The organism is Pseudomonas sp. UME65, from assembly GCF_014170225.1.
In the GTDB taxonomy this organism is placed as follows: domain Bacteria; phylum Pseudomonadota; class Gammaproteobacteria; order Pseudomonadales; family Pseudomonadaceae; genus Aquipseudomonas; species Aquipseudomonas protegens.
In genome coordinates, this window is record NZ_LZZQ01000004.1 from 297,513 (window position 1) to 317,939 (window position 20,427).

The following is a 20,427-nucleotide window of genomic DNA, read 5'->3' on the forward strand; positions in this document are numbered from 1 at the left end:
AAATACCCGGCCTTCTGCGGGCTCAACTCAGGTAGAATGCGCGCCCGGTTTTTGGAGAAGAACATGACCCTGCTCAAATTCAGCGATGTGTCCCTTGCTTTCGGCGCCATGCCGTTGTTGGACAAGGTGTCCTGGCAGATCGCCCGTGGTGAGCGGGTGTGCATCATCGGCCGTAACGGTACTGGCAAATCCAGCATGATGAAGCTGGTCAAGGGCGATCAGAAGCCCGACGACGGCTCCGTATGGCGCGCACCCGGTCTGAAGATCGGCGAATTGCCCCAGGAATTGCCGGTGGCCGACGAGCGGACCGTGTTCGACGTGGTTGCCCAGGGCCTGGATGGTGTCGGTGAGTTGCTGGCCCAGTACCACCACCTGAGCCAGAACATCGTCACCGACGCCGATCTGGAAAAACTGATGCACGTCCAGCACGACCTCGAAGCCCGTGACGGCTGGCGCCTGCAACAACTGGTGGACAGCACCCTGAGCCGCCTGCAACTGCCGGCCGACAAGACCCTTGCCGAGCTGTCCGGCGGCTGGCGTCGTCGTGTCCTGCTGGCCCAGGCCCTGGTGTCCGAGCCGGACCTGCTGCTGCTCGACGAGCCCACCAACCACCTGGACATTGGTGCCATCGCCTGGCTGGAAGAGGCGCTGAAGGATTTCCAAGGTGCGGTCCTCTTTATTACCCACGACCGTTCCTTCCTGCAGAACCTGGCCACCCGCATCCTCGAACTGGACCGCGGCGGCCTGATCGACTGGAACGGCGACTACGCCAGCTTCCTGGTGCACAAGGAAGCCATGCTGGCGGCGGAAGAAACCGCCAACGCGCTGTTCGACAAGCGCCTGGCCCAAGAGGAAGTCTGGATTCGCCAGGGTATCAAGGCCCGGCGCACCCGCAACGAAGGCCGTGTGCGCGCCCTCAAGGCGTTGCGTGTCGAGCGCAGCGAACGTCGCGAGCGTACCGGCAAGGCCAATATCCAACTGGAAACCGCAGACAAGTCCGGCAAGCAGGTGATGGTGCTGGAGAACGTCAGCTTCGCTCACCCGGACGGTCCGTTCCTGGTCAAGGACTTCTCCATGGTCCTGCAGCGCGGCGATCGCATCGGCCTCTTGGGCGCCAACGGTACCGGCAAGACCACGCTGCTCAAGCTGATGCTCGGTGGCCTGGTGCCCAGCAGCGGTAAGGTGGAAGAGGGTACGCGTATCGACGTGGCCTACTTCGACCAGTTGCGCCATCAGCTGGATCTGGAAAAGACTGTGATCGACAACGTCGCCGAAGGTCGCGACTTCATCGAGATCGATGGCCAGAGCCGCCACGTGCTGAGCTACCTCGGCGACTTCCTGTTCAGCCCGCAGCGTGCTCGCACGCCGGTCAAGGCGTTGTCTGGCGGCGAGCGTGCGCGGTTGCTGCTGGCCAAGCTGTTCAGTAAACCGGCCAACCTGCTGGTGCTCGATGAACCGACCAACGACCTGGATGTAGAAACCCTCGAACTGCTGGAAGAGGTGCTGCTGACCTTCCAGGGCACTGTGCTGATGGTCAGCCACGACCGGGCATTCCTCGACAACGTGGTGACCAGCACCCTGGTCTTCGAAGGCGAAGGCAAGGTGCGCGAGTACGTCGGCGGCTACCAGGACTGGTTGCGCCAGGGCGGTTCGCCGCGGTTGCTGGGGGTGACCGAGAACAAGTCGGGCAAGGCCGAGCTGAATTCTGCAGTGGTGGCACCGGTACAGGCGGCTCCGGCTCCTGCCCAGGAAGCGCCGGCGGCGAAAAAGAAGCTCAGCTACAAATTGCAGCGCGAGCTTGAGGCTTTGCCGGGGCAGATCGATGCCATGGAGCAGCAGATCGCCGGGGTCGAGGCGGAAATGGCCGACGCTGGTTTCTATCAGCGCCCGGCGGCGGAAACTGCAGCGGTAATTGCCCGCCTTGAGCAGTTGAATGCCGAACTGGAGCAGATGGTCGAGCGCTGGGCCGAACTGGATGCCTGAGTGACCGGTTGCTGATAAAAAAGCCCGACTGCAGAGTCGGGCTTTTTTTCAGTGCGCTTGCCAGCTTTTGGGAGCCGGCAACCCTCGGGGCGGGTTCAGCGTTTGACCAAGTGCACGGCCAGCACGTCGCAAGGTGCGCCGTGCAGGACGTCATTGGCGGTGGAGCCCAGCAGCAGGGCCAGGCCATGTCGGCCGTGGCTGCCGACCACGATCAGGTCGCATTCCTGCTCCTTGGCCAGGTGATGGATTTCCTGGCGCGGCTGGCCGTAGGTCAGGTGACTGTATTCCTTGGTCAGCTCCGGGTACTTGTTGATCAGCCGATCAAGACGCTCCCGGGCCTGGTCGAACTGTTGCTGCTGCAACTGCGAAAGATCCATGGGGACGTCGCCCCCGAAGGCCATGGCCATGGGTTCGACAATGTGCACCAGGGACAGCTTGGCTCCATTGCTCACCGACAGCTCGCGAGCACGGTGGATAACAGGATCGCACTCTTCGGTTAGATCTACGGCGACCAGAATATGGTGGTAGGGCATGAGGTGCTCCTCCTGAGGGTTGCAATAGCTTCAAGTATGGCTGGTTTCAAGCGGGTTGGTTTGACCCAGGTCCCGCTCATCAAAAATCGAGAGTACAGATATGACGGTCTGGATAGTGGTGTCAATCCTTGCGGTAGTTCTCAGTCCGCTGGCGTGGTTGCGACCTTCTCGTCGCCAGAGCGGGTTGATCGCCTTGCGCATGGAGGCGCGACGCATGGGCCTGGCCATGCAACTGGCCCCTCAGGAGTGGCCGCACTGGCTGGGCCAGGAGCCGCCCAACCCTTGCCCGCAGTATCACCGGCCACGGCGCAGCGGGCAGCCTGTGTGTTGGAGTTATTGGCAGATCGCGCCGGGCAACTGGGTCAACCAGTGGCGCGAGCCCTGTGTCGATGAGCCACTGCTCAAGCACTTCCAGGCCTTGCCGGCAGGGGTGTTCAAGGTCGAGGCGGACAAGCAGATGATCGCCCTGTACTGGAACGAGCGTGGCGAGGTCAGTGTTTTGCAGGATATTGCCTCGGTGCTCAAGGCGTTGGCCTGAGTCATCCAGGGGAGGGTGCGCGCGGCAATCGCGGGCAGCCGGCAATAAAAAGCCCGATATCAGCATCGGGCGGGGATGGCCAGGCAGGCCGGTAATCTCGTGGCTGCCACCCGAGGTGGCCTCTTGCAGAATGGGGCGGTGCCCCTGTCGCACAAACTGTGCGGCTTCTTCAGATATTTTCCCAGCGTAGTCGCTCTTTCTCCCATTCAGTGGGAGATTTAGGGCGCATTTTCTAAATATAGATCCTATGAATGGTTATGAATGCAGGGGCGTGTTGATCGTCCAGGGAGCAGTGGAGTGACCGCAAAGTCGCGTTTCAAACAGCATTTTGGACGATTGACAATTGCTGGATTTTCCCTGAATGTGGCGTACCCAAATCAAACGGGCGTATGAAATGAGCGTTTGCATCGCAGGCGGCTCTATACAGAATCCCGACTATCGCGTTGGCGGGTGTGCCTGGCGGATTGGCGTTAGCATCGACGGTGACGTTAGTGCCATGCCAGAAGTCAGCGTCCGACGTGTACTGTTCAGCTTCCATATCGTGGAGATCAGTTGATGATTTACGAAGGTAAAGCCATCACGGTTAAGGCTCTTGAAAGTGGCATCGTCGAATTGAATTTCGACCTCAAGGGTGAGTCCGTCAACAAGTTCAACCGTCTAACCCTGAACGAATTGCGTCAGGCTGTTGACACCATCAAGGCAGATGCTTCGATCAAGGGCGTGATCGTCAGCAGTGGCAAGGACGTGTTCATCGTCGGCGCCGACATCACCGAGTTTGTCGACAACTTCAAGCTGCCGGATGCCGAGCTGGTGGCAGGCAACCTCGAAGCCAACAAGATCTTCAGCGATTTCGAAGACCTCAACGTGCCAACCGTTGCCGCGATCAACGGCATCGCCCTGGGCGGCGGCCTGGAAATGTGCCTGGCGGCGGACTACCGCGTCATGGCTGCCAGTGCCAAGATCGGCCTGCCGGAAGTCAAGCTGGGCATCTACCCGGGTTTCGGCGGTACCGTGCGCCTGCCGCGCCTGATCGGTGCCGACAACGCCATCGAGTGGATTGCCGCCGGCAAGGAAAACCGTGCTGAAGACGCGCTGAAAGTCGGTGCCGTCGACGCCGTGGTTGCTCCCGACAAACTCAAGGACGCCGCTCTGGCCCTGGTCAAGCGCGCCATTTCCGGCGAGTTCGACTACAAGGCCAAGCGCCAGCCTAAGCTGGAAAAGCTCAAGCTCAACGCCATTGAGCAGATGATGGCTTTCGAAACCGCCAAAGGTTTCGTGGCCGGCCAGGCTGGCCCGAACTACCCGGCACCGGTCGAAGCGATCAAGACCATTCAGAAAGCCGCCAACTTTGGCCGCGACAAAGCCTTGGAAGTAGAGGCCGCCGGCTTCGTCAAACTGGCCAAGACCTCTGCCGCACAGAGCCTGATCGGTCTGTTCCTGAACGATCAGGAGCTGAAGAAAAAGGCCAAGGCCTACGACGAAATCGCCAAGGACGTGAAGCAGGCCGCCGTACTCGGCGCCGGTATCATGGGTGGCGGCATCGCCTACCAGTCGGCCTCCAAAGGCACGCCGATCCTGATGAAGGACATCAACGAACACGGCATCGAGCAGGGGCTGGCGGAAGCCGCGAAACTGCTGGTGGGCCGCGTTGACAAAGGCCGCATGACCGCCGCGAAGATGGCTGAAGTGCTCAACGGCATTCGTCCGACCCTGTCCTACGGTGACTTCGGCAACGTCGACCTGGTGGTTGAAGCCGTGGTCGAGAACCCCAAGGTCAAGCAGATCGTGCTGGCTGAAGTGGAAGGCCAGGTCAAGGAGGACACCATCCTGGCGTCCAACACCTCGACCATTTCCATCAGCCTGCTGGCCAAGGCCCTCAAGCGTCCGGAAAATTTCGTCGGCATGCACTTCTTCAACCCGGTGCACATGATGCCGCTGGTTGAAGTGATCCGTGGCGAGAAGTCCAGCGAACTGGCGGTAGCGACCACCGTTGCCTACGCCAAGAAAATGGGCAAGAACCCGATCGTGGTCAACGACTGCCCGGGCTTTTTGGTCAACCGCGTACTGTTCCCGTACTTCGGCGGTTTCGCCAAGCTGGTCAGTGCCGGTGTGGACTTTGTGCGCATCGACAAGATCATGGAGAAATTCGGCTGGCCAATGGGCCCGGCGTACCTGATGGACGTGGTCGGCATCGACACCGGCCACCACGGTCGCGATGTCATGGCCGAAGGCTTCCCGGATCGCATGAAGGACGATCGCCGCTCGGCCGTGGACGTGCTCTACGAAGCCAAGCGCCTGGGCCAGAAGAACGGCAAGGGCTTCTACGCCTACGAAACCGACAAGAAGGGCAAGCAGAAGAAGGTGGCCGATCCGTCGGTGCTGGAAGTGCTCAAGCCGATTGTCTACGAGCAGCGTGAAGTCACCGACGAAGACATCATCAACTGGATGATGATCCCGTTGTGCCTGGAAACCGTTCGTTGCCTGGAAGACGGCATCGTTGAAACCGCTGCCGAAGCTGACATGGGCCTGGTCTACGGCATTGGTTTCCCTCCATTCCGTGGCGGTGCGCTGCGCTACATCGATTCCATCGGTGTTGCTGAGTTCGTTGCCCTGGCCGACCAGTACGCCGATCTGGGCGCGCTGTACCACCCGACCGCGAAGCTGCGTGAAATGGCCAAGAACGGCCAGAGCTTCTTCGGTTAAGCGCCCACACTAGAGCGAGAGTGAACATATGAGCTTGAATCCTAGAGACGTCGTGATTGTCGACTTCGGTCGTACTCCGATGGGCCGCTCCAAGGGCGGCATGCACCGCAACACCCGCGCCGAAGACATGTCGGCGCACCTGATCAGCAAACTGCTGGAACGCAACGCCAAGGTCGACCCGGCGGAAGTCGAGGACGTGATCTGGGGCTGCGTCAACCAGACCCTGGAGCAGGGCTGGAACATCGCGCGCATGGCGTCGCTGATGACCCAGATCCCGCACACCTCGGCCGGCCAGACCGTCAGCCGCCTGTGTGGCTCGTCCATGAGTGCTTTGCACACTGCCGCGCAAGCGATCATGACCGGCAACGGTGACGTGTTCGTGGTCGGCGGCGTCGAGCACATGGGCCACGTGAGCATGATGCACGGTGTCGATCCGAACCCGCACATGTCCCTGTACGCAGCCAAAGCCTCCGGCATGATGGGCCTGACCGCCGAGATGCTGGGCAAGATGCACGGCATCACCCGTGAGCAGCAGGACGCCTTTGGCGTGCGCTCCCACCAGCTCGCCCACAAGGCGACTGTGGAAGGCAAGTTCAAGGATGAAATCATCCCGATGCAGGGTTACGACGAGAACGGTTTCCTGAAACTGTTCGACTACGACGAAACCATCCGTCCCGAGACCACCCTGGAGAGCCTGGCGGCCCTGAAGCCGGCGTTCAACCCTAAAGGTGGTACCGTGACTGCCGGTACTTCGTCGCAGATCACCGACGGTGCCTCGTGCATGATCGTGATGTCGGCCCAGCGTGCCCAGGACCTGGGTATCCAGCCGATGGCGGTGATTCGTTCGATGGCCGTTGCAGGTGTGGATCCGGCCATCATGGGCTATGGTCCAGTACCGGCCACGCAGAAAGCCCTGAAGCGCGCGGGCCTGGGCATCAACGATATCGACTTCTTCGAGCTCAACGAAGCTTTCGCTGCACAGGCCCTGCCAGTGCTGAAAGATCTGAAAGTGCTCGACAAGATGAACGAGAAGGTTAACCTGCACGGCGGCGCGATCGCCCTGGGTCACCCGTTCGGTTGCTCCGGCGCACGTATCTCCGGGACCCTGCTCAACGTCATGAAGCAGAATGGCGGCACCTTCGGGGTGTCCACCATGTGCATCGGCCTTGGCCAGGGTATCTCGACCGTCTTCGAACGCGTTTAAGCGTTGGGTTGATGGAAGCCGGGGCCCAGTGCCCCGGTTTTTGTTTTTCTGAAGATTTGTTTGTCTTTATTTTGAAAAAATTGCACGAGGGCCAGAGCATGCAGTTACAACCCGGGCTCTATCAGCATTACAAGGGGCCGCAGTACCGCGTTTTCAGCGTGGCGCGGCACTCGGAAACGGAAGAAGAAGTGGTGTTCTACCAAGCCCTGTATGGGGATTACGGCTTTTGGGTGCGGCCCTTGAGCATGTTCCTGGAGTCGGTCGAAGTTGACGGCGAGCAGGTCCCGCGCTTTGCTTTGGTGCAGGCCGAACCCAGTCTTTTTTCACCGGCATGAGTACAGGTCGCGCAGTACCCTGCGCTTGACCTCACCCTGTTGCCACTATATATAGCGGTGCCGCGTCAGGCGCCAACCGCCTTTCACTTCTCGAATTCAGGAATTTTCTGATCCATGGGCAAATCGCTGGTCATTGTGGAATCCCCGGCTAAGGCCAAGACCATCAACAAGTACTTGGGTAACCAATACGTGGTGAAGTCGAGTATCGGCCATATCCGAGACCTGCCCACCAGCGGTTCGGCAAGTGCCGCCAAGGAGCCAGCCGCCAAGCGTGGCAAGGCCGCTGCGGGCGAAGCCCCGGCTCTGTCGCCGAAGGAAAAGGCTCGCAAGCAGCTGGTGTCGCGCATGGGCGTCGATCCCGAGCACGGCTGGAAAGCCAAGTACGAAATCCTCCCTGGCAAGGAAAAGGTCATCGAAGAGCTGCGCCGCCTTGCCAAGGATGCCGACACCATCTATCTCGCAACGGACTTGGACCGCGAAGGGGAAGCCATTGCCTGGCACCTGCGGGAAGCCATCGGCGGTGATGACAGCCGCTACAAGCGCGTGGTGTTCAACGAAATCACCAAGAAGGCGATCCAGGAAGCCTTCTCCCAGCCGGGCGAGCTGGACATTGATCGAGTCAATGCCCAGCAGGCGCGACGCTTCCTCGACCGCGTGGTGGGCTACATGGTTTCGCCGCTGCTGTGGGCGAAGATTGCCCGTGGCCTGTCTGCCGGTCGCGTGCAGTCGGTAGCCGTGAAGCTGGTGGTGGAGCGCGAGCGTGAGATTCGTGCCTTCATCCCGGAAGAATACTGGGAAGTACACGCTGACCTGGGCACTGCCAAGGGCTCGAATGTGCGTTTTGAAGTGGCCCGTGAAAACGGCGAAGCCTTCAAGCCGCTCAACGAAGCACAGGCCATGGCCGCCCTGGAGAAGCTCAAGGCCTCGGCCTACAGCGTCGCCAAGCGTGAAGACAAGCCCACCAGCAGCAAGCCATCGGCGCCGTTCATCACCTCCACCCTGCAGCAGGCTGCGAGCAATCGCCTGGGCTTCGGCGTGAAGAAGACCATGATGATGGCCCAGCGTCTGTATGAAGCCGGCTACATCACCTATATGCGTACCGACTCCACCAACCTCTCGGCCGATGCCGTGGCGATGGCGCGTACCTATATCGAAGACGAGTTCGGCAATAAGTACCTGCCGGCTTCGCCCAATGTCTACAGCAGCAAGGAAGGGGCCCAGGAGGCGCACGAAGCGATTCGTCCGTCCGATGTGAACACCCACCCAAGCAAGCTGTCGGGCATGGAACGTGACGCTGAGCGCCTCTACGAGCTGATTTGGCGCCAGTTCGTCGCCTGCCAGATGCTGCCGGCGCAATACCTGTCCACCACCGTCAGCGTCGCCGCTGGTGACTTCGAGCTGCGTGCCAAGGGCCGCATCCTCAAGTTCGACGGTTACACCCGGGTCATGCCGCAGATGGCCAAGCCGGGCGATGACGATGTGCTGCCGGAAATGGCCCAGGGCGAAGTGCTGAAGCTGATCAAGCTCGATCCGAGCCAGCATTTCACCAAGCCACCGGCGCGTTACTCCGAAGCCAGCCTGGTGAAGGAAATGGAAAAGCGCGGCATTGGTCGTCCTTCGACCTATGCGGCAATCATTTCGACCATCCAGGATCGCGGCTACGTGACCCTACACAACCGTCGTTTCTATTCGGAAAAGATGGGCGACATCGTCACTGAGCGCCTTTCCGAGAGCTTCTCCAATCTCATGGACTACGGCTTCACTGCCGGCATGGAAGAGAATCTCGATGACGTGGCCCAGGGCGAGCGCGACTGGAAGAACGTCCTCGACGAATTCTACGGTGACTTCAAGAAGAAGCTCGAAGTGGCCGAGGGCGCCGAAAGCGGCATGCGCGCCAACCAGCCGGTAATGACCGATATCCCATGCCAGACCTGCGGCCGGCCGATGCAGATCCGTACCGCCTCCACTGGCGTGTTCCTCGGCTGCTCGGGCTACAGCCTGCCACCCAAGGAGCGTTGCAAGGCCACCGTCAACCTGGTGCCTGGCGACGAGATCGCCGCGGATGACGAGGGCGAGTCCGAATCCCTGGTGCTGCGCGGCAAGCATCGTTGCCCGATCTGCAGTACGGCGATGGATGCCTACCTGCTGGACGAAAAGCGCAAGCTGCACATCTGCGGTAACAACCCGGATTGCGCCGGCTACGAGATCGAAGAGGGCAGCTACCGGATCAAGGGGTATGAAGGCCCGAGCCTGGAGTGTGACAAGTGCGGCAGCGAGATGCAGCTCAAGACCGGCCGTTTCGGCAAGTTCTTCGGTTGCACCAACCCGACCTGCAAGAACACTCGCAAGCTGCTGAAAAGCGGTGACGCGGCGCCGCCGAAGATGGACCCGGTGAAGATGCCCGAGCTCAAGTGCGAGAAGGTCAACGACACCTACATCCTGCGCGATGGCGCTTCGGGCCTGTTCCTGGCGGCCAGTCAGTTCCCGAAAAACCGCGAGACCCGTGCGCCGTTGGTGCTGGAACTGATCCCGCACAAGGATGAGATCGATCCCAAGTACCACTTCCTCTGCGAAGCTCCGCAGAAGGACCCGGACGGCCGCCCTGCGGTGGTGCGCTACAGCCGCAAGACCAAGGAGCAGTACGTGCAGACCGAAGTCGACGGCAAGCCGACCGGCTGGCGTGCCTTCTACGACGGCGGTAAATGGAAGGTCGAAGACAAGCGCTAAGTGCTTGGCCTGCCGAGGGCTAGCTTCTCGGTGTAGCGACCAACAGGGCCGCATGACTCCTTCAAGGGGGCATGCGGCCTTTCTTTTGCTTGCGGCAAGCTGGAGTGATCCCTGAAACTGTGCCGTCTGCATCTGGTTCTCTTTTCGCAGTGGAGGCTGCCCATATGGCCCACGAGCTCTATACCCGTACCAATCAGAAAATCTACTTTGCCGGTCTGTCGCTCGAAGCCCTGGCACGCGCTGAGGAAGGGCGGGCCATGAATGCCCAGGCGCAGGTCCAGGCGGGGCGCGAGTCGGTGCTGTTCCACCTGTACGGGGCCTTGCTGGGGCTGTGCCATGAAATTGCCGGGTTCTATCGGCTGCCGCAGGCCAATGCGGCCCGGGTCGAGCAGATCCTCAATCGTGAAGTGCTGCAAAGCATTGCCATTCCCGAGCTGGCAGAGCTGGTGGAATTGGCGCACAGCCCGCAAACCTGGCTGGCGCAACTGCTGTCTGCTTACAGCGAGCTGTTTCAGCCGCCACAGGCGCCGCACAAGCCCAAGGGCGACGTAACCCAGCCACTGATTGTTGCGGTCAATCTGGATGAAGAGGAGCCCGAGCAGGCACTGAGTCGGGAAGAGCTGGAAAGCTGGCGGCAGAACCTCAAGGCCCTGGCCATTCGTTTCAGGGATGGCCTTAACGAGTGTTGATCCTGAGCGCTGCTTGATTGGTGGCGTGACTATTTGATCAAGGAAGATTCATGCTGTTCTTCTTGCGTGACCAGGCGCTGCTTCGCCTGCTGAACGATTGCCGGGTGCGAGTGGTTCGTGCCCAGTCCAATACTGACTTGCTGGAAGTGCTCGACAGGCTGGAGATATTCCCCGGCGGTCTGGAATTCGACCATGTGCAGGCAATAACGCTTCTGGTCCTGGCGCTTGCCTCCCTGGCTGTCGCGCTGCTGATGGACGGCATGGGCGGGATGTTCTGGGTGTTTCTGGCTCTGTGTTTCTTTAGCTATTACGTCAGCAAAGGGGCCTCTGGCTCCTTGACTGATCTGGCGGCAAGCATCGTGCGCAAGTGCGTAATGTTTCATCATGGCTTGAGCGAGTCCGACAGCAGTGCCGACTGGCGCCTGAAAAGGCTGAACAACGAGTTCAGCGATTACCAGCGGGGTAATGAGCGACGCCATATCCAGGACTCGCTCCTGGGTGTCTACCAGGGGCCTCGCCAGTCCTTGACGTTCGAGTATCACCATCTGCAGTACGTCAATTCCAGGCAAGAGCGTGGTGCCGGCGGCAGCTATCGCACTGTCTACGACACGTACAACCGCTACAGCCTGGTGCTGGATTTCCCGTGGGTGACAGAGATTACGGTTCGCTCCAGTCCCCTGGAAGTGTCATTGGCGGGGCAGCCGTTCAAGACCGGTCGCGACGATTTCGACCAGGTCTTTGTACTGCGCGGTAATGATCAGGCCTGTTGCGAACACTTCGCCAGGCCAGCAACCCTGGACCTCCTGATGGAGCTTTCACGCCACCTTTACCGGGTCAATCTGGAGTTTTCCAGTCAAGGGCGGCTCTGTCTGAGCTTTGATAATGCGGACATCATTGCCCATGCCGATCCGGGCTCGCTGAGTGACCTGGCGGTCTTTCGCGAGCGGATCAAGGCGGGTATCGAGTTGCCGAAGCTGTATTCACTGCTGGAGCTGGTGCATCGGTTGGCGCAGTTGCATGACAGCCATGCTCTTGCTGCTGTTCCAGATGTTCCTGAGGCTGGCAACTTGATCAAGGAAATGTAATGCAGTTTCTCAAGCACGATGCCGAGTTGGTGAAGTTGTTGGCCACTAGCAATGCAGAGGTGGCTCGAGCCAGGAGCAACGAGGATCTATTGAGGGTCATCGCCAGGCTCCAGTCCTTCAGGGGAGGGTTGGAGTTCGATCATGCCCAGTCCTGGCTGCTGTTGATGCTGGCTATTGTGTCGGCGATCCCGGCCATGGCGGGTGTGGAGCTGATGTGGTTTGCGACGGCCTGCCTGGGTTTTGCCACCTTGTATACCTGGATGGGTCGTAAAGCCGTGTTAGACGAGTTACCGCAGAAAATAGCCCGTAAGTGTTCATTCCTCAGTAACGGCCTTTGGGACCCGGGCGGAACCGCCGATGAGCGTTTCACACAACTGAGCAGTGAGTTCGACGACTATGATCGCGGCAATGACAGCCGCCGTATCGAGGCTTCAGCCAGGGGGACCTACCAGGGCCCGCGGCATCAGTTGTCCTTCGTCTTCCACCATCTGCGTTACGTGAACTCCCACTACAAACGCAAATCCGATGGCGAGAGCGAGCGGGTCTATGAGAGTTTCGATCGCTTCAGCCTGGTGGTGGACTTTCCTTGGGTCAGAGGGGTGATGGTGCGCAGTGATCTGCCAAATACCAAGAGCAAGAAGCGCAAAGTCTTTGAGACCACTTCCGATGACTTCAACAGAAGCTTCAATTTCACCGGTGATAGTGAGCTGGCTTGCGCGAAGTTCGCAACGCCCACCACCCTGGCTTTCTTGCTGGAACTTCGTCGGCGGCTGAAAAAGGTGAATCTGGAATTCTCCAGCGAGGGCCATTTATGTCTGAGCTTCGATGATGCCGAGGTCATGGCCTACAAGGATCCGGGAACGTTTGACGATCTGCCGAGCTTCTACGCCAATATCGAGCAGGGCCTGCCGTTGCCTAACCTGTTTCCGGTGCTGGCCTTGGTGCATGAGTTGGCGGAGCTGCACGACAACAATTTCGATCTTCCGCTGAAGGTCACTGATGAAATGGAGCAGTAGAGTATGGAGTTGTTGCTGGTCATCGCGATTGCCTTGGGCGTTCTTGCCTATGTGCACTACAACAAGATTGTCGGTGCGCATAACCGTGCCCAGCGGGCTTGGTCGGATGTGCTGACCTACCAGCGCCAGAGGATCAAGGTGCTGGACATGCTGGAGCCGCAAGTGGCTGGCTTCCAGGCCTATGAAAGCCAGTTGCTGGAAAAGATCGTTGGGCTGCGTAGTGCCATTGGTAGCTTGCCATCCGCAGCCGACGGTGATGCGCTCAAGTCGGTAGACCAGGGCACCAAGGCTTTGCTGGGCGGTTTGAATCTTGCGTTTGAGGCCTACCCCGACCTCAAGTCCGTCGAGTTGTTGAGCAACCTGATGCGTGAGGTTGCCGAGCAGGAAGGCAATATCGGTGGGGCGATTACCCTGTTCAACCTGAATGTGGAGCACTTCAACAACTCCATTCAGATGTTTCCCGGCTCCTTGGTCAATCGGTTGGCCCTGAAGAAGTCGCTGATCACGCCGTTTTCCGACAGCCAGGCCTCGGCGGGTTTTGAATACAAGCCGAATTTCTGAAGGGGGCTGGCGCGGGCTTGGGGTCGGTGTGGCTAGGGGTTGATTGCAAGGATCGGGAAGTAATTCCTGGTGAGGGCGCGCGATCCCCTTGCAAGATCCTGAGCGGGGCGGGGGTGATGACTGATATAATCCCGCCCTTTCGTGGAGACCAGACCTTTATGCCAACGTCCTTTCTAGAAATTGTCGAGTTGCCAGACGGCCGTATCGAGCTGCGCAGAGCTGAGGACGAGGGTTCTCTGGTTACTTTGGATTTCTCCGAGGATGCCAAAGCCTTTCTGCAAGGTCAGCACGTGGAAGTGGCCAAGGCCATGTTGAGCGTCGGCGTACAGATGGCCGGTCGACTGGTTGAAGGTGAAATTGACAAGGAAGATGGCCCGCGGGTTCTGCACTAAGCCCGTCTATCGGGTTTCTCCGGTCATCCGTCGCATTTGTTCCGGCTTCTCAATCCTGGAGAAGCCTTGTGTCATTCAAGCGTAAATCCCACGCTTTCCCGGTGTTTCATCCCAGGCGAATATTCAGGCTCTGCGCATCGCCAGTCCGTGCGGCGCTGATCAGTTGTTGCCGGGCGCTGGCGCTCAACGGGTTCAACCAGCTGACTACGGTATGACTGCGACCCAGGCGCAGGGCCTCGCAGGCGAGCTGTTGCGGGCTCTGATTGCCCCGGGGGTGCAGCAGCAGGATCCCCTCGCGATTCAGGCCGGCGTCCCGTAGCCAGCTTTGGGTCAGGCTGGAGGGCGGGGCGATCAGTGTCAGCCAGCGCGCGTCCTGGTCCTGGCTGAGTTCCCGTAGGATCGGTGCCAATAGGTTCAGGCAGTTCCCGGCGGCGCCGCGTAACGACAGCTCGCTGAAGGCTTCTGGATCTTTGTTCCAGGGCGATTCGACCACTTCCTTGAGGGTGGGCGCCAATGGCTGGGCCAGGAACGCCTCGAACAGTGGCAGTTGTGCTTGCTGTGGTGTGTGGGGGAACTGCATGGAGCCTCCTTTAGCGGCGAATGACGCCGACACTCAAGCCTTCGATCACCAGATCCTGATCTTTCAGGTTGACTTCGATGGGGGCGAATTCAGGGTTCTCGGCAATCAGCCAGACCTTGCTGCCTTCGCGCTTGAAGCGCTTGACCGTGACCTCATCACCGATGCGCGCCACCACGACCTGGCCATTGCGGGCCTCGCGAGTGGTGTGTACCGCCAACAGGTCGCCGTCGAAGATGCCGATGTCCTTCATGCTCATGCCATGGACGCGAAGCAGGTAGTCGGCGCGAGGGTGGAAGAAGGTCGGGTTGATATTGCAGGACTCTTCGATGTGCTGCTGGGCCAGGATCGGTGCACCGGCGGCGACACGGCCAATGATCGGCAGGGTATCGTCGACCTTGGCTTCGAAGCCGGGAATGCGGATTCCGCGGGAGGCACCCGGGGTCATCTCGATGGCGCCTTTGCGGGCCAGGGCCTTGAGGTGTTCCTCAGCGGCGTTGGGCGATTTGAATCCCAGTTCCTGGGCAATTTCCGCACGGGTGGGCGGGTAGCCGTTGTCTTCGAGGCAGCGTTTGATAAAAGCCAGAATCTCAGCTTGGCGTGGCGTCAGTTTTAGCATGTCGATCGCTCTGTCTTTTTATACAGTGACTGGGATTATATACAGTGAACGTCGCTTGGCAATCCTCCTTTTGCCTGTGGCGGCCGAGCGGTTGTCATCCGGGGGCCGCAATCCTGCGCCGAAGGCTGGCTACAGTGGCCGGCAGGTGTGATTAAATAGCGCGCCGGACGGCTTGCGCAGAGGCCGGCAGGCTTGACATTGCAAAGCCTGAAACGTATGTTTCAAACAAGTGTTTGTCAGGCGGAGTAGCCATGGCCCAGTCGGAAACCGTTGAACGCATTCTCGATGCTGCCGAGCAGTTGTTCGCGGAAAAAGGTTTTGCCGAAACCTCATTGCGGCTGATCACCAGCAAGGCCGGGGTCAACCTGGCAGCGGTCAACTATCATTTCGGGTCCAAGAAGGCGTTGATCCAGGCGGTATTCTCGCGTTTCCTCGGCCCGTTCTGCATCAGTCTCGATCGTGAGCTTGAGCGCCGTCAGTCCAGGCCGGAGAACAAGCCGAGCCTGGAAGAGCTGCTGGAAATCCTCGTCGAGCAGGCCCTGGTAGTGCAGCCGCGCAGCGGTAACGACCTGTCGATCTTCATGCGTCTGCTGGGGCTGGCGTTCAGCCAGAGCCAGGGGCACTTGCGGCGTTATCTGGAGGACATGTACGGCAAGGTGTTCCGCCGCTACATGCTGCTGGTCAACGAAGCGGCGCCGCGTATTCCGCCCATCGAGCTGTTCTGGCGCGTGCACTTCATGCTCGGTGCTGCGGCGTTCAGCATGTCCGGGATCAAGGCGCTGCGGGCTATCGCCGAAACCGATTTCGGGGTCAATACCTCCATCGAGCAGGTGATGCGCCTGATGGTGCCGTTCCTCGCCGCGGGCATGCGTGCCGAAACCGGCGTCACCGACGAGGCCATGGCCAGCGCCCAGCTCAAGCCGCGCAGCAAATCGGCCCCGGCAGCCGCCAAGGCCTGACCCACGGGTGGGCGCGACAGCTTACATCCGCTAAGCTAGCCGCCCATGCCGATTCTCGTTCTATATCCCGTGCCTTCCCTGCGCCGATGCTGCTCGGCCCGGCTGCATCCATGCGGATGCGGCTCGATCAGCGTTGCCTGGAAGCCATCGTAGTGCTTAAGGAATTTCTATGACTGCTGGCCTGCAAGGCTCTTTGATGGTGGACGTCGCCGGTACCTGGCTGACGGCCGAAGATCGCCAACTCCTGCGTCAGCCGCAGGTCGGTGGGTTGATCATCTTTGCCCGCAATATCGAACATCCGCGCCAGGTACGGGAGCTGTGCGCGGCGATTCGCGCGATTCGCCCGGACCTGTTGTTGGCCGTGGACCAGGAGGGCGGCCGGGTGCAGCGTCTGCGCCAGGGCTTTGTGCGCCTGCCGGCCATGCGTGCCCTGGCCGACAATCCGAATGCCGAGTACCTGGCCGAGCAGTGTGGCTGGGTCATGGCCACCGAGGTCCTGGCGGTGGGGCTGGACCTGAGCTTCGCCCCGGTACTGGACCTCGATCACCAGCGCAGCGCGGTGGTGGGCAGCCGGGCTTTCGAGGGCGATCCCGAGCAGGCGGCGTTGCTCGCCGGTGCGTTTATCCGCGGTATGAACAGCGCCGGCATGGCCGCTACCGGCAAGCACTTTCCCGGGCACGGCTGGGCCGAGGCCGATTCTCATGTGGCGATCCCCAATGACGAGCGCAGTCTGGATGAAATCCGTGCCAAGGACCTGCTGCCCTTTGCTCGTCTGAGCAAGCAGTTGGCGGCAGTGATGCCTGCGCACGTCATCTATCCGCAAGTCGACCCTCAACCGGCCGGCTTCTCGCGCTACTGGTTGCAGGACATCCTGCGTGGCGAGCTGCAATTTGACGGGGTGATCTTCAGCGATGACCTGTCCATGGCCGGCGCCCATGTCGTCGGGGACGCGGCAAGCCGGATCGAAGCGGCGCTGACCGCCGGTTGCGACATGGGGCTGGTATGCAATGACCGTGCTGCCGCCGAGCTGGCCCTGAGTGCCGTGCAGCGCCTCAAGGTACAGCCTTCGCCACGCATCGCGCGCATGCGTGGCCAGGCCTTCGCCAATATCGAGTACAAGCAGGATCCGCGTTGGTTGGCGGCGCTGGGTGCCCTCAAGGATGCCCAGTTGATCGACTGACGACTTCGCAAGGGGGCTCCGGGCAATTCTGGATGCCCCCGCACGTGGCCGGTCTCAGCGGCCGCCCTTGTTGTCCGGCAGTGGGGCGAACAAGGCTTCGATGTCGTCGCTCTGCAGCTTCCAGTCACCGGCCTTGCGCCCATCAAGCACGCCTGCCGCCAGGTCCGATTTTTCCTGCTGCAGGTGCTGGATCTTTTCTTCCACCGTACCTCGGGCAATCAGCTTGTAGACGAACACGGGTTTTTCCTGGCCGATGCGATAGGCGCGGTCGGTAGCCTGGCTCTCGGTGGCCGGGTTCCACCACGGGTCGTAGTGAATCACCGTATCGGCTTCGGTCAGGTTGAGGCCGACACCACCGGCCTTGAGGCTGATCAGGAAAATCTGCAGCTTGCCGCTCTGGAAGTCCCGTACCGGAGTGCGCCGGTCCCGGGTCTGGCCGGTGAGCAAGGCGTAGGCGATGTTGCGCCGCTTCAGCTCGGCCTCGATCAGGCTCAGCATCGAGGTGAACTGCGAGAACAGCAGAATCCGCCGGCCCTCTTCGAACAGTTCTTCAAGCATTTCCATCAGGCTGTCGAGCTTGCCTGAGGAGCTGCCCCGTGTGGGTGGCGAGTCGTTGACCAGGCGCAGGTCGCAACACACCTGGCGCAGTTTGAGCAGGGCTTCAAGAATGATGATCTGGCTGCGCGCCACACCTTTGCGGGTGATTTCGTCGCGCACTTTCTTGTCCATGGCCAGGCGCATGGTTTCGTAGACATCACGCTGCGCCTCGTTGAGCTCGACCCAGTGGATGATCTCGGTCTTGGGCGGCAGTTCGGTGGCCACTTGCTCCTTGGTACGTCGCAGCAGGAAGGGCTTGATCCGGCCGTTGAGGTGCTGCAGGCGCACTTCGCTGGCGTGCTTTTCAATCGGTACCCGGTAGTCACGGTTGAAGCTCTTGGCATCGCCGAGCCAGCCCGGCAAGAGGAAGTGGAACAGCGACCAGAGCTCCCCCAGATGGTTTTCCAGCGGCGTGCCGGACAGGCACAGGCGCTGCCGGGCATTGAGTTCCCGAGCAGCCTGGGCGGCCTTGCTCGACGGGTTCTTGATGTACTGCGCCTCATCGAGGATCAGCACATGCAGGGGCTGGGCCGCCAGCAGTTCGATGTCCTTGGGCAGCAGCGCATAGGTGGTCAGCAGCAAGTCATGGTCGCCCAGCTGGGCGAAGTGTTTCTTGCGCCCGGCGCCATACAGCGCCAGTACCTTGAGCTGCGGGGTGAAGTGCGCGGCCTCGTCCAGCCAGTTGGGAATCAGGCTGGTGGGCATTACCACCATGCAGGGGCGGTCCAGGCGCCCGGCGTTCTTCTCGCTGAGTATGTGCGCCAGGGTTTGCAGGGTCTTGCCCAGGCCCATGTCGTCGGCCAGGATGCCGCCCACTTCCAGCTGGCGCAGTGACTGCATCCAGCTCAGGCCTTCGAGCTGATAGGGGCGCAGGGTGGCGTTCAGGCCCTGGGGCGCCGGCGCCGAGTAGTCTCGGATGTCCCGCAGGCGCTGGGCGAAGGTGCGAATGTGTTCGCCGCCTTCCCAGAGCAGTGGCAGGTCCTGCAACGGGTTGAGGCGGGTGGCGTCGGCGCTGCTCAAGCGCAGGGTGGTATCGCCGGGTTCTTGCAGATAGAACTCGCCCAGGGTTGCCAGTACCGGCTTCAGGCGGCCATAGGGCAGTGCCACTTGCAGCGGGCCATGCAGGGAGTTGGGCCGATTGGGAATGTTCACCAGGATCAGCTCGTCGTCGCGGCGCTTGGCCAGGCGCTCCGGATTGAGGATCTCGGTGTGCGAGCGCATCAGGTTGAGCAAAATCGGCAGCAGGCTCAAGCGCTCGCCGTTGACGATGATCCCCAGTTCCAGGTCGAACCAGTCGCGGCCCGGGGCCTCGTCGACACTGGCGTACCAGTCGTCCACCGCCGTCAGGTCGAAGCCGAAGCCCTCGTCGATCTGCAGCTCCCAGCCCTGGCTGCGCAGCTTGGGCAGTTCGTTGAGGGTGAAGGTCAGCCAGGCGCTGTCGTTGACCATCTCGAACAGCTCGCCGGCGCTTTCCGGCAGTGCCTTGCTCTGCCGGGTGGCGATCTTGAAGCCCAGGCCTCGCAATTGCTCGCGCCAGCCCTGCTCCAGCTCGGGCTGGCGCTTGATGCGCAGGCTCTGGTGTTCCTGGCGGATGATCACATCGGTGTTCTTCTGCCCGCTGGCGTATTCGCCCCTGTAGTTGAACGACAGTGCGGCGCGGTGCTGGATGTAGCGCTGCATCTTGCCGTTGCGCGGTTCGAAGGCGCTGAACTCGATGCTTGCCAGCCACAGCCGCGGCACCGGGCGCACGTCCTCCAGCAGTACCTGGGGCAGGGCGGCGGGGCGACGGCTATCGAGGACTGCGGAGAGCTTTTCCAGCAGTTCGGCGTCCTGGGCCGCCGCCGGGTAGGCCAGGGTTTCCTTCACTTGTAGCAGCACCGCAGCGATGTGCTTGCAGTTGCTGCGTACTGGGCAGGTGCAGTGGGCGTCGATCAGCAGCAGGTTGCCCTTGCTCGATTCGCGCAGGGTGATGGTCTGCCGGTACATAGTGCCGCCGGAGCCTTCGCAACTGGCGGTGATAGCGCTGTCTCCGGCCGTGGCGATGCGCACGCGTTTTTCCAGGGCGTAGCGCCGGCCACGCTCCAAGGCTTGTTCCTTGAAGCGGTTGACCCAGGAGGGGGCCAGGGGTTTGGTCAGGGGCGGGGTCATAGGGACTTCGATCAGTCCGGAATTTCAGTTGGAGCGGGGCGCGGTGCCGGCGCGGTCAGCGAGGTGATCTTGATCAGCAGCGCCAGGTGGCCGTTGTCCAGGTAGTTGAGCTGGCCATTCTTGGTATGGCTCTGCTGTTTCAGGCGCTCGCTGCTGGTGACCAGGCCGTTGCTGTCGATCTGGTTGACCCAGAAGTCCGCGTCCACATCGGTGAAGCGCCCGAGCTTCAGGCTCAGGGTGCCTTCGATGGGGAACTGGCCGAACTGTTCCGGGCCATCGCTGAGGGCAACCTTCACCGGGGTTTCCCCCAGGGTCTGTTGCCAGGCCTTGTGCAACAGCACGCTGTAGCTGCCGCTGGCGCCGAGCTTTTCCACGATGCTGCCCAGGGCTGGGGTACGCAGGCTGTCCGGGCTCAGCCGTTGAGCGCCGGCGGCCCAGTCTTCGGGGGCTGCACGGCTGACGATCAGCGGCTCGGCGTTCTGCCGTACGAGGATCATTTCCACCTGGTACAGGTCATCGGCAAAGGCCGTTGGCGCGACCAGGGCCACGAGCAGGGTCAGGGAGCGGAACAGGCGCATGGG

At 60.9% G+C, this 20,427-nt stretch carries 18 protein-coding genes; 13 read left to right on the forward strand and 5 right to left on the reverse strand.

Annotation, left to right across the window (positions count from 1 at the left end; translation table 11 throughout):
* The first annotated feature begins 63 nt into the window (after positions 1 to 63).
* Positions 64 to 1,983 (forward strand): ATP-binding cassette domain-containing protein, encoded by a 1,920-nt coding sequence (locus tag A9971_RS02465; RefSeq protein ID WP_011060257.1) that lies wholly within the window; start codon positions 64 to 66, stop codon positions 1,981 to 1,983.
* Between the two features lie 95 nt (positions 1,984 to 2,078).
* Here the strand turns inward: A9971_RS02465 and A9971_RS02470 are convergent, their stop codons facing one another.
* A complete protein-coding gene (locus A9971_RS02470) occupies positions 2,079 to 2,516 on the reverse strand; it encodes a universal stress protein (protein WP_011060258.1) in 438 nt (145 codons plus the stop codon).
* A gap of 100 nt (positions 2,517 to 2,616) precedes the next feature.
* Between A9971_RS02470 and A9971_RS02475 the strand changes: the two genes are divergently transcribed.
* The 10 genes from A9971_RS02475 (at position 2,617) to A9971_RS02520 (ending at position 13,766) form a co-directional block, all read left to right on the forward strand.
* Positions 2,617 to 3,054: a hypothetical protein gene (locus A9971_RS02475; RefSeq protein WP_015634809.1), complete on the forward strand. Its 438-nt coding sequence runs from the start codon at positions 2,617 to 2,619 to the stop codon at positions 3,052 to 3,054.
* Positions 3,055 to 3,609: 555 nt separating this feature from the next.
* Positions 3,610 to 5,757 carry a fatty acid oxidation complex subunit alpha FadB gene (gene fadB / locus A9971_RS02480; protein WP_011060260.1) on the forward strand — a complete coding sequence of 716 codons (2,148 nt, stop codon included), beginning with the start codon at positions 3,610 to 3,612 and terminating at the stop codon, positions 5,755 to 5,757.
* Positions 5,758 to 5,785: 28 nt separating this feature from the next.
* On the forward strand, positions 5,786 to 6,961 hold the full coding sequence (gene fadA / locus A9971_RS02485; RefSeq protein WP_011060261.1) for an acetyl-CoA C-acyltransferase FadA: 1,176 nt from the start codon (positions 5,786 to 5,788) through the stop codon (positions 6,959 to 6,961).
* Positions 6,962 to 7,059: 98 nt separating this feature from the next.
* Positions 7,060 to 7,296, forward strand: a complete 237-nt coding sequence (locus tag A9971_RS02490) for a DUF1653 domain-containing protein (RefSeq protein WP_019093731.1) — start codon at positions 7,060 to 7,062, stop codon at positions 7,294 to 7,296.
* 114 nt (positions 7,297 to 7,410) lie between these two features.
* Positions 7,411 to 10,023 (forward strand): type I DNA topoisomerase, encoded by a 2,613-nt coding sequence (gene topA / locus A9971_RS02495; protein WP_011060262.1) that lies wholly within the window; start codon positions 7,411 to 7,413, stop codon positions 10,021 to 10,023.
* Positions 10,024 to 10,187: 164 nt separating this feature from the next.
* Positions 10,188 to 10,712, forward strand: coding sequence for a DUF6586 family protein (locus tag A9971_RS02500; protein ID WP_047336171.1), 525 nt, complete (start codon positions 10,188 to 10,190; stop codon positions 10,710 to 10,712).
* A 50-nt stretch (positions 10,713 to 10,762) separates the two neighbouring features.
* Positions 10,763 to 11,797, forward strand: a complete 1,035-nt coding sequence (locus tag A9971_RS02505) for a hypothetical protein (protein ID WP_183000813.1) — start codon at positions 10,763 to 10,765, stop codon at positions 11,795 to 11,797.
* Positions 11,797 to 12,813, forward strand: a complete 1,017-nt coding sequence (locus tag A9971_RS02510) for a hypothetical protein (protein WP_183000814.1) — start codon at positions 11,797 to 11,799, stop codon at positions 12,811 to 12,813. The genes A9971_RS02505 and A9971_RS02510 overlap by 1 nt, the downstream gene beginning before the upstream one ends.
* Positions 12,814 to 12,816: 3 nt before the next feature.
* Positions 12,817 to 13,374, forward strand: a complete 558-nt coding sequence (locus A9971_RS02515) for a LemA family protein (protein ID WP_015634814.1) — start codon at positions 12,817 to 12,819, stop codon at positions 13,372 to 13,374.
* Positions 13,375 to 13,532: 158 nt separating this feature from the next.
* Entirely contained in the window at positions 13,533 to 13,766 is a 234-nt protein-coding gene (locus A9971_RS02520; RefSeq protein WP_011060267.1) for a hypothetical protein, read from the forward strand.
* A gap of 106 nt (positions 13,767 to 13,872) precedes the next feature.
* Here A9971_RS02520 and sulA read toward each other — a convergent pair whose 3' ends face one another.
* Positions 13,873 to 14,346, reverse strand: coding sequence for an SOS-induced cell division inhibitor SulA (gene sulA / locus A9971_RS02525; RefSeq protein ID WP_125062713.1), 474 nt, complete (start codon positions 14,344 to 14,346; stop codon positions 13,873 to 13,875).
* A 10-nt stretch (positions 14,347 to 14,356) separates the two neighbouring features.
* Positions 14,357 to 14,962 (reverse strand): transcriptional repressor LexA, encoded by a 606-nt coding sequence (gene lexA / locus A9971_RS02530; protein WP_183000815.1) that lies wholly within the window; start codon positions 14,960 to 14,962, stop codon positions 14,357 to 14,359.
* Between the two features lie 251 nt (positions 14,963 to 15,213).
* Here lexA and A9971_RS02535 point away from each other — a divergent pair, with 251 nt between their 5' ends.
* Together A9971_RS02535 and nagZ are read left to right on the forward strand one after the other, a co-directional pair.
* Positions 15,214 to 15,921: a TetR/AcrR family transcriptional regulator gene (locus tag A9971_RS02535; RefSeq protein ID WP_011060270.1), complete on the forward strand. Its 708-nt coding sequence runs from the start codon at positions 15,214 to 15,216 to the stop codon at positions 15,919 to 15,921.
* 181 nt (positions 15,922 to 16,102) lie between these two features.
* Complete coding sequence (gene nagZ / locus A9971_RS02540) at positions 16,103 to 17,101, forward strand: beta-N-acetylhexosaminidase (RefSeq protein WP_169893376.1); 999 nt, start codon at positions 16,103 to 16,105, stop codon at positions 17,099 to 17,101.
* Positions 17,102 to 17,155: 54 nt separating this feature from the next.
* Here nagZ and A9971_RS02545 read toward each other — a convergent pair whose 3' ends face one another.
* Positions 17,156 to 19,846 (reverse strand): DEAD/DEAH box helicase, encoded by a 2,691-nt coding sequence (locus A9971_RS02545; RefSeq protein WP_183000816.1) that lies wholly within the window; start codon positions 19,844 to 19,846, stop codon positions 17,156 to 17,158.
* Positions 19,847 to 19,857: 11 nt separating this feature from the next.
* Positions 19,858 to 20,424, reverse strand: coding sequence for a CsiV family protein (locus A9971_RS02550; protein WP_011060273.1), 567 nt, complete (start codon positions 20,422 to 20,424; stop codon positions 19,858 to 19,860).
* Positions 20,425 to 20,427: the final 3 nt, after the last annotated feature.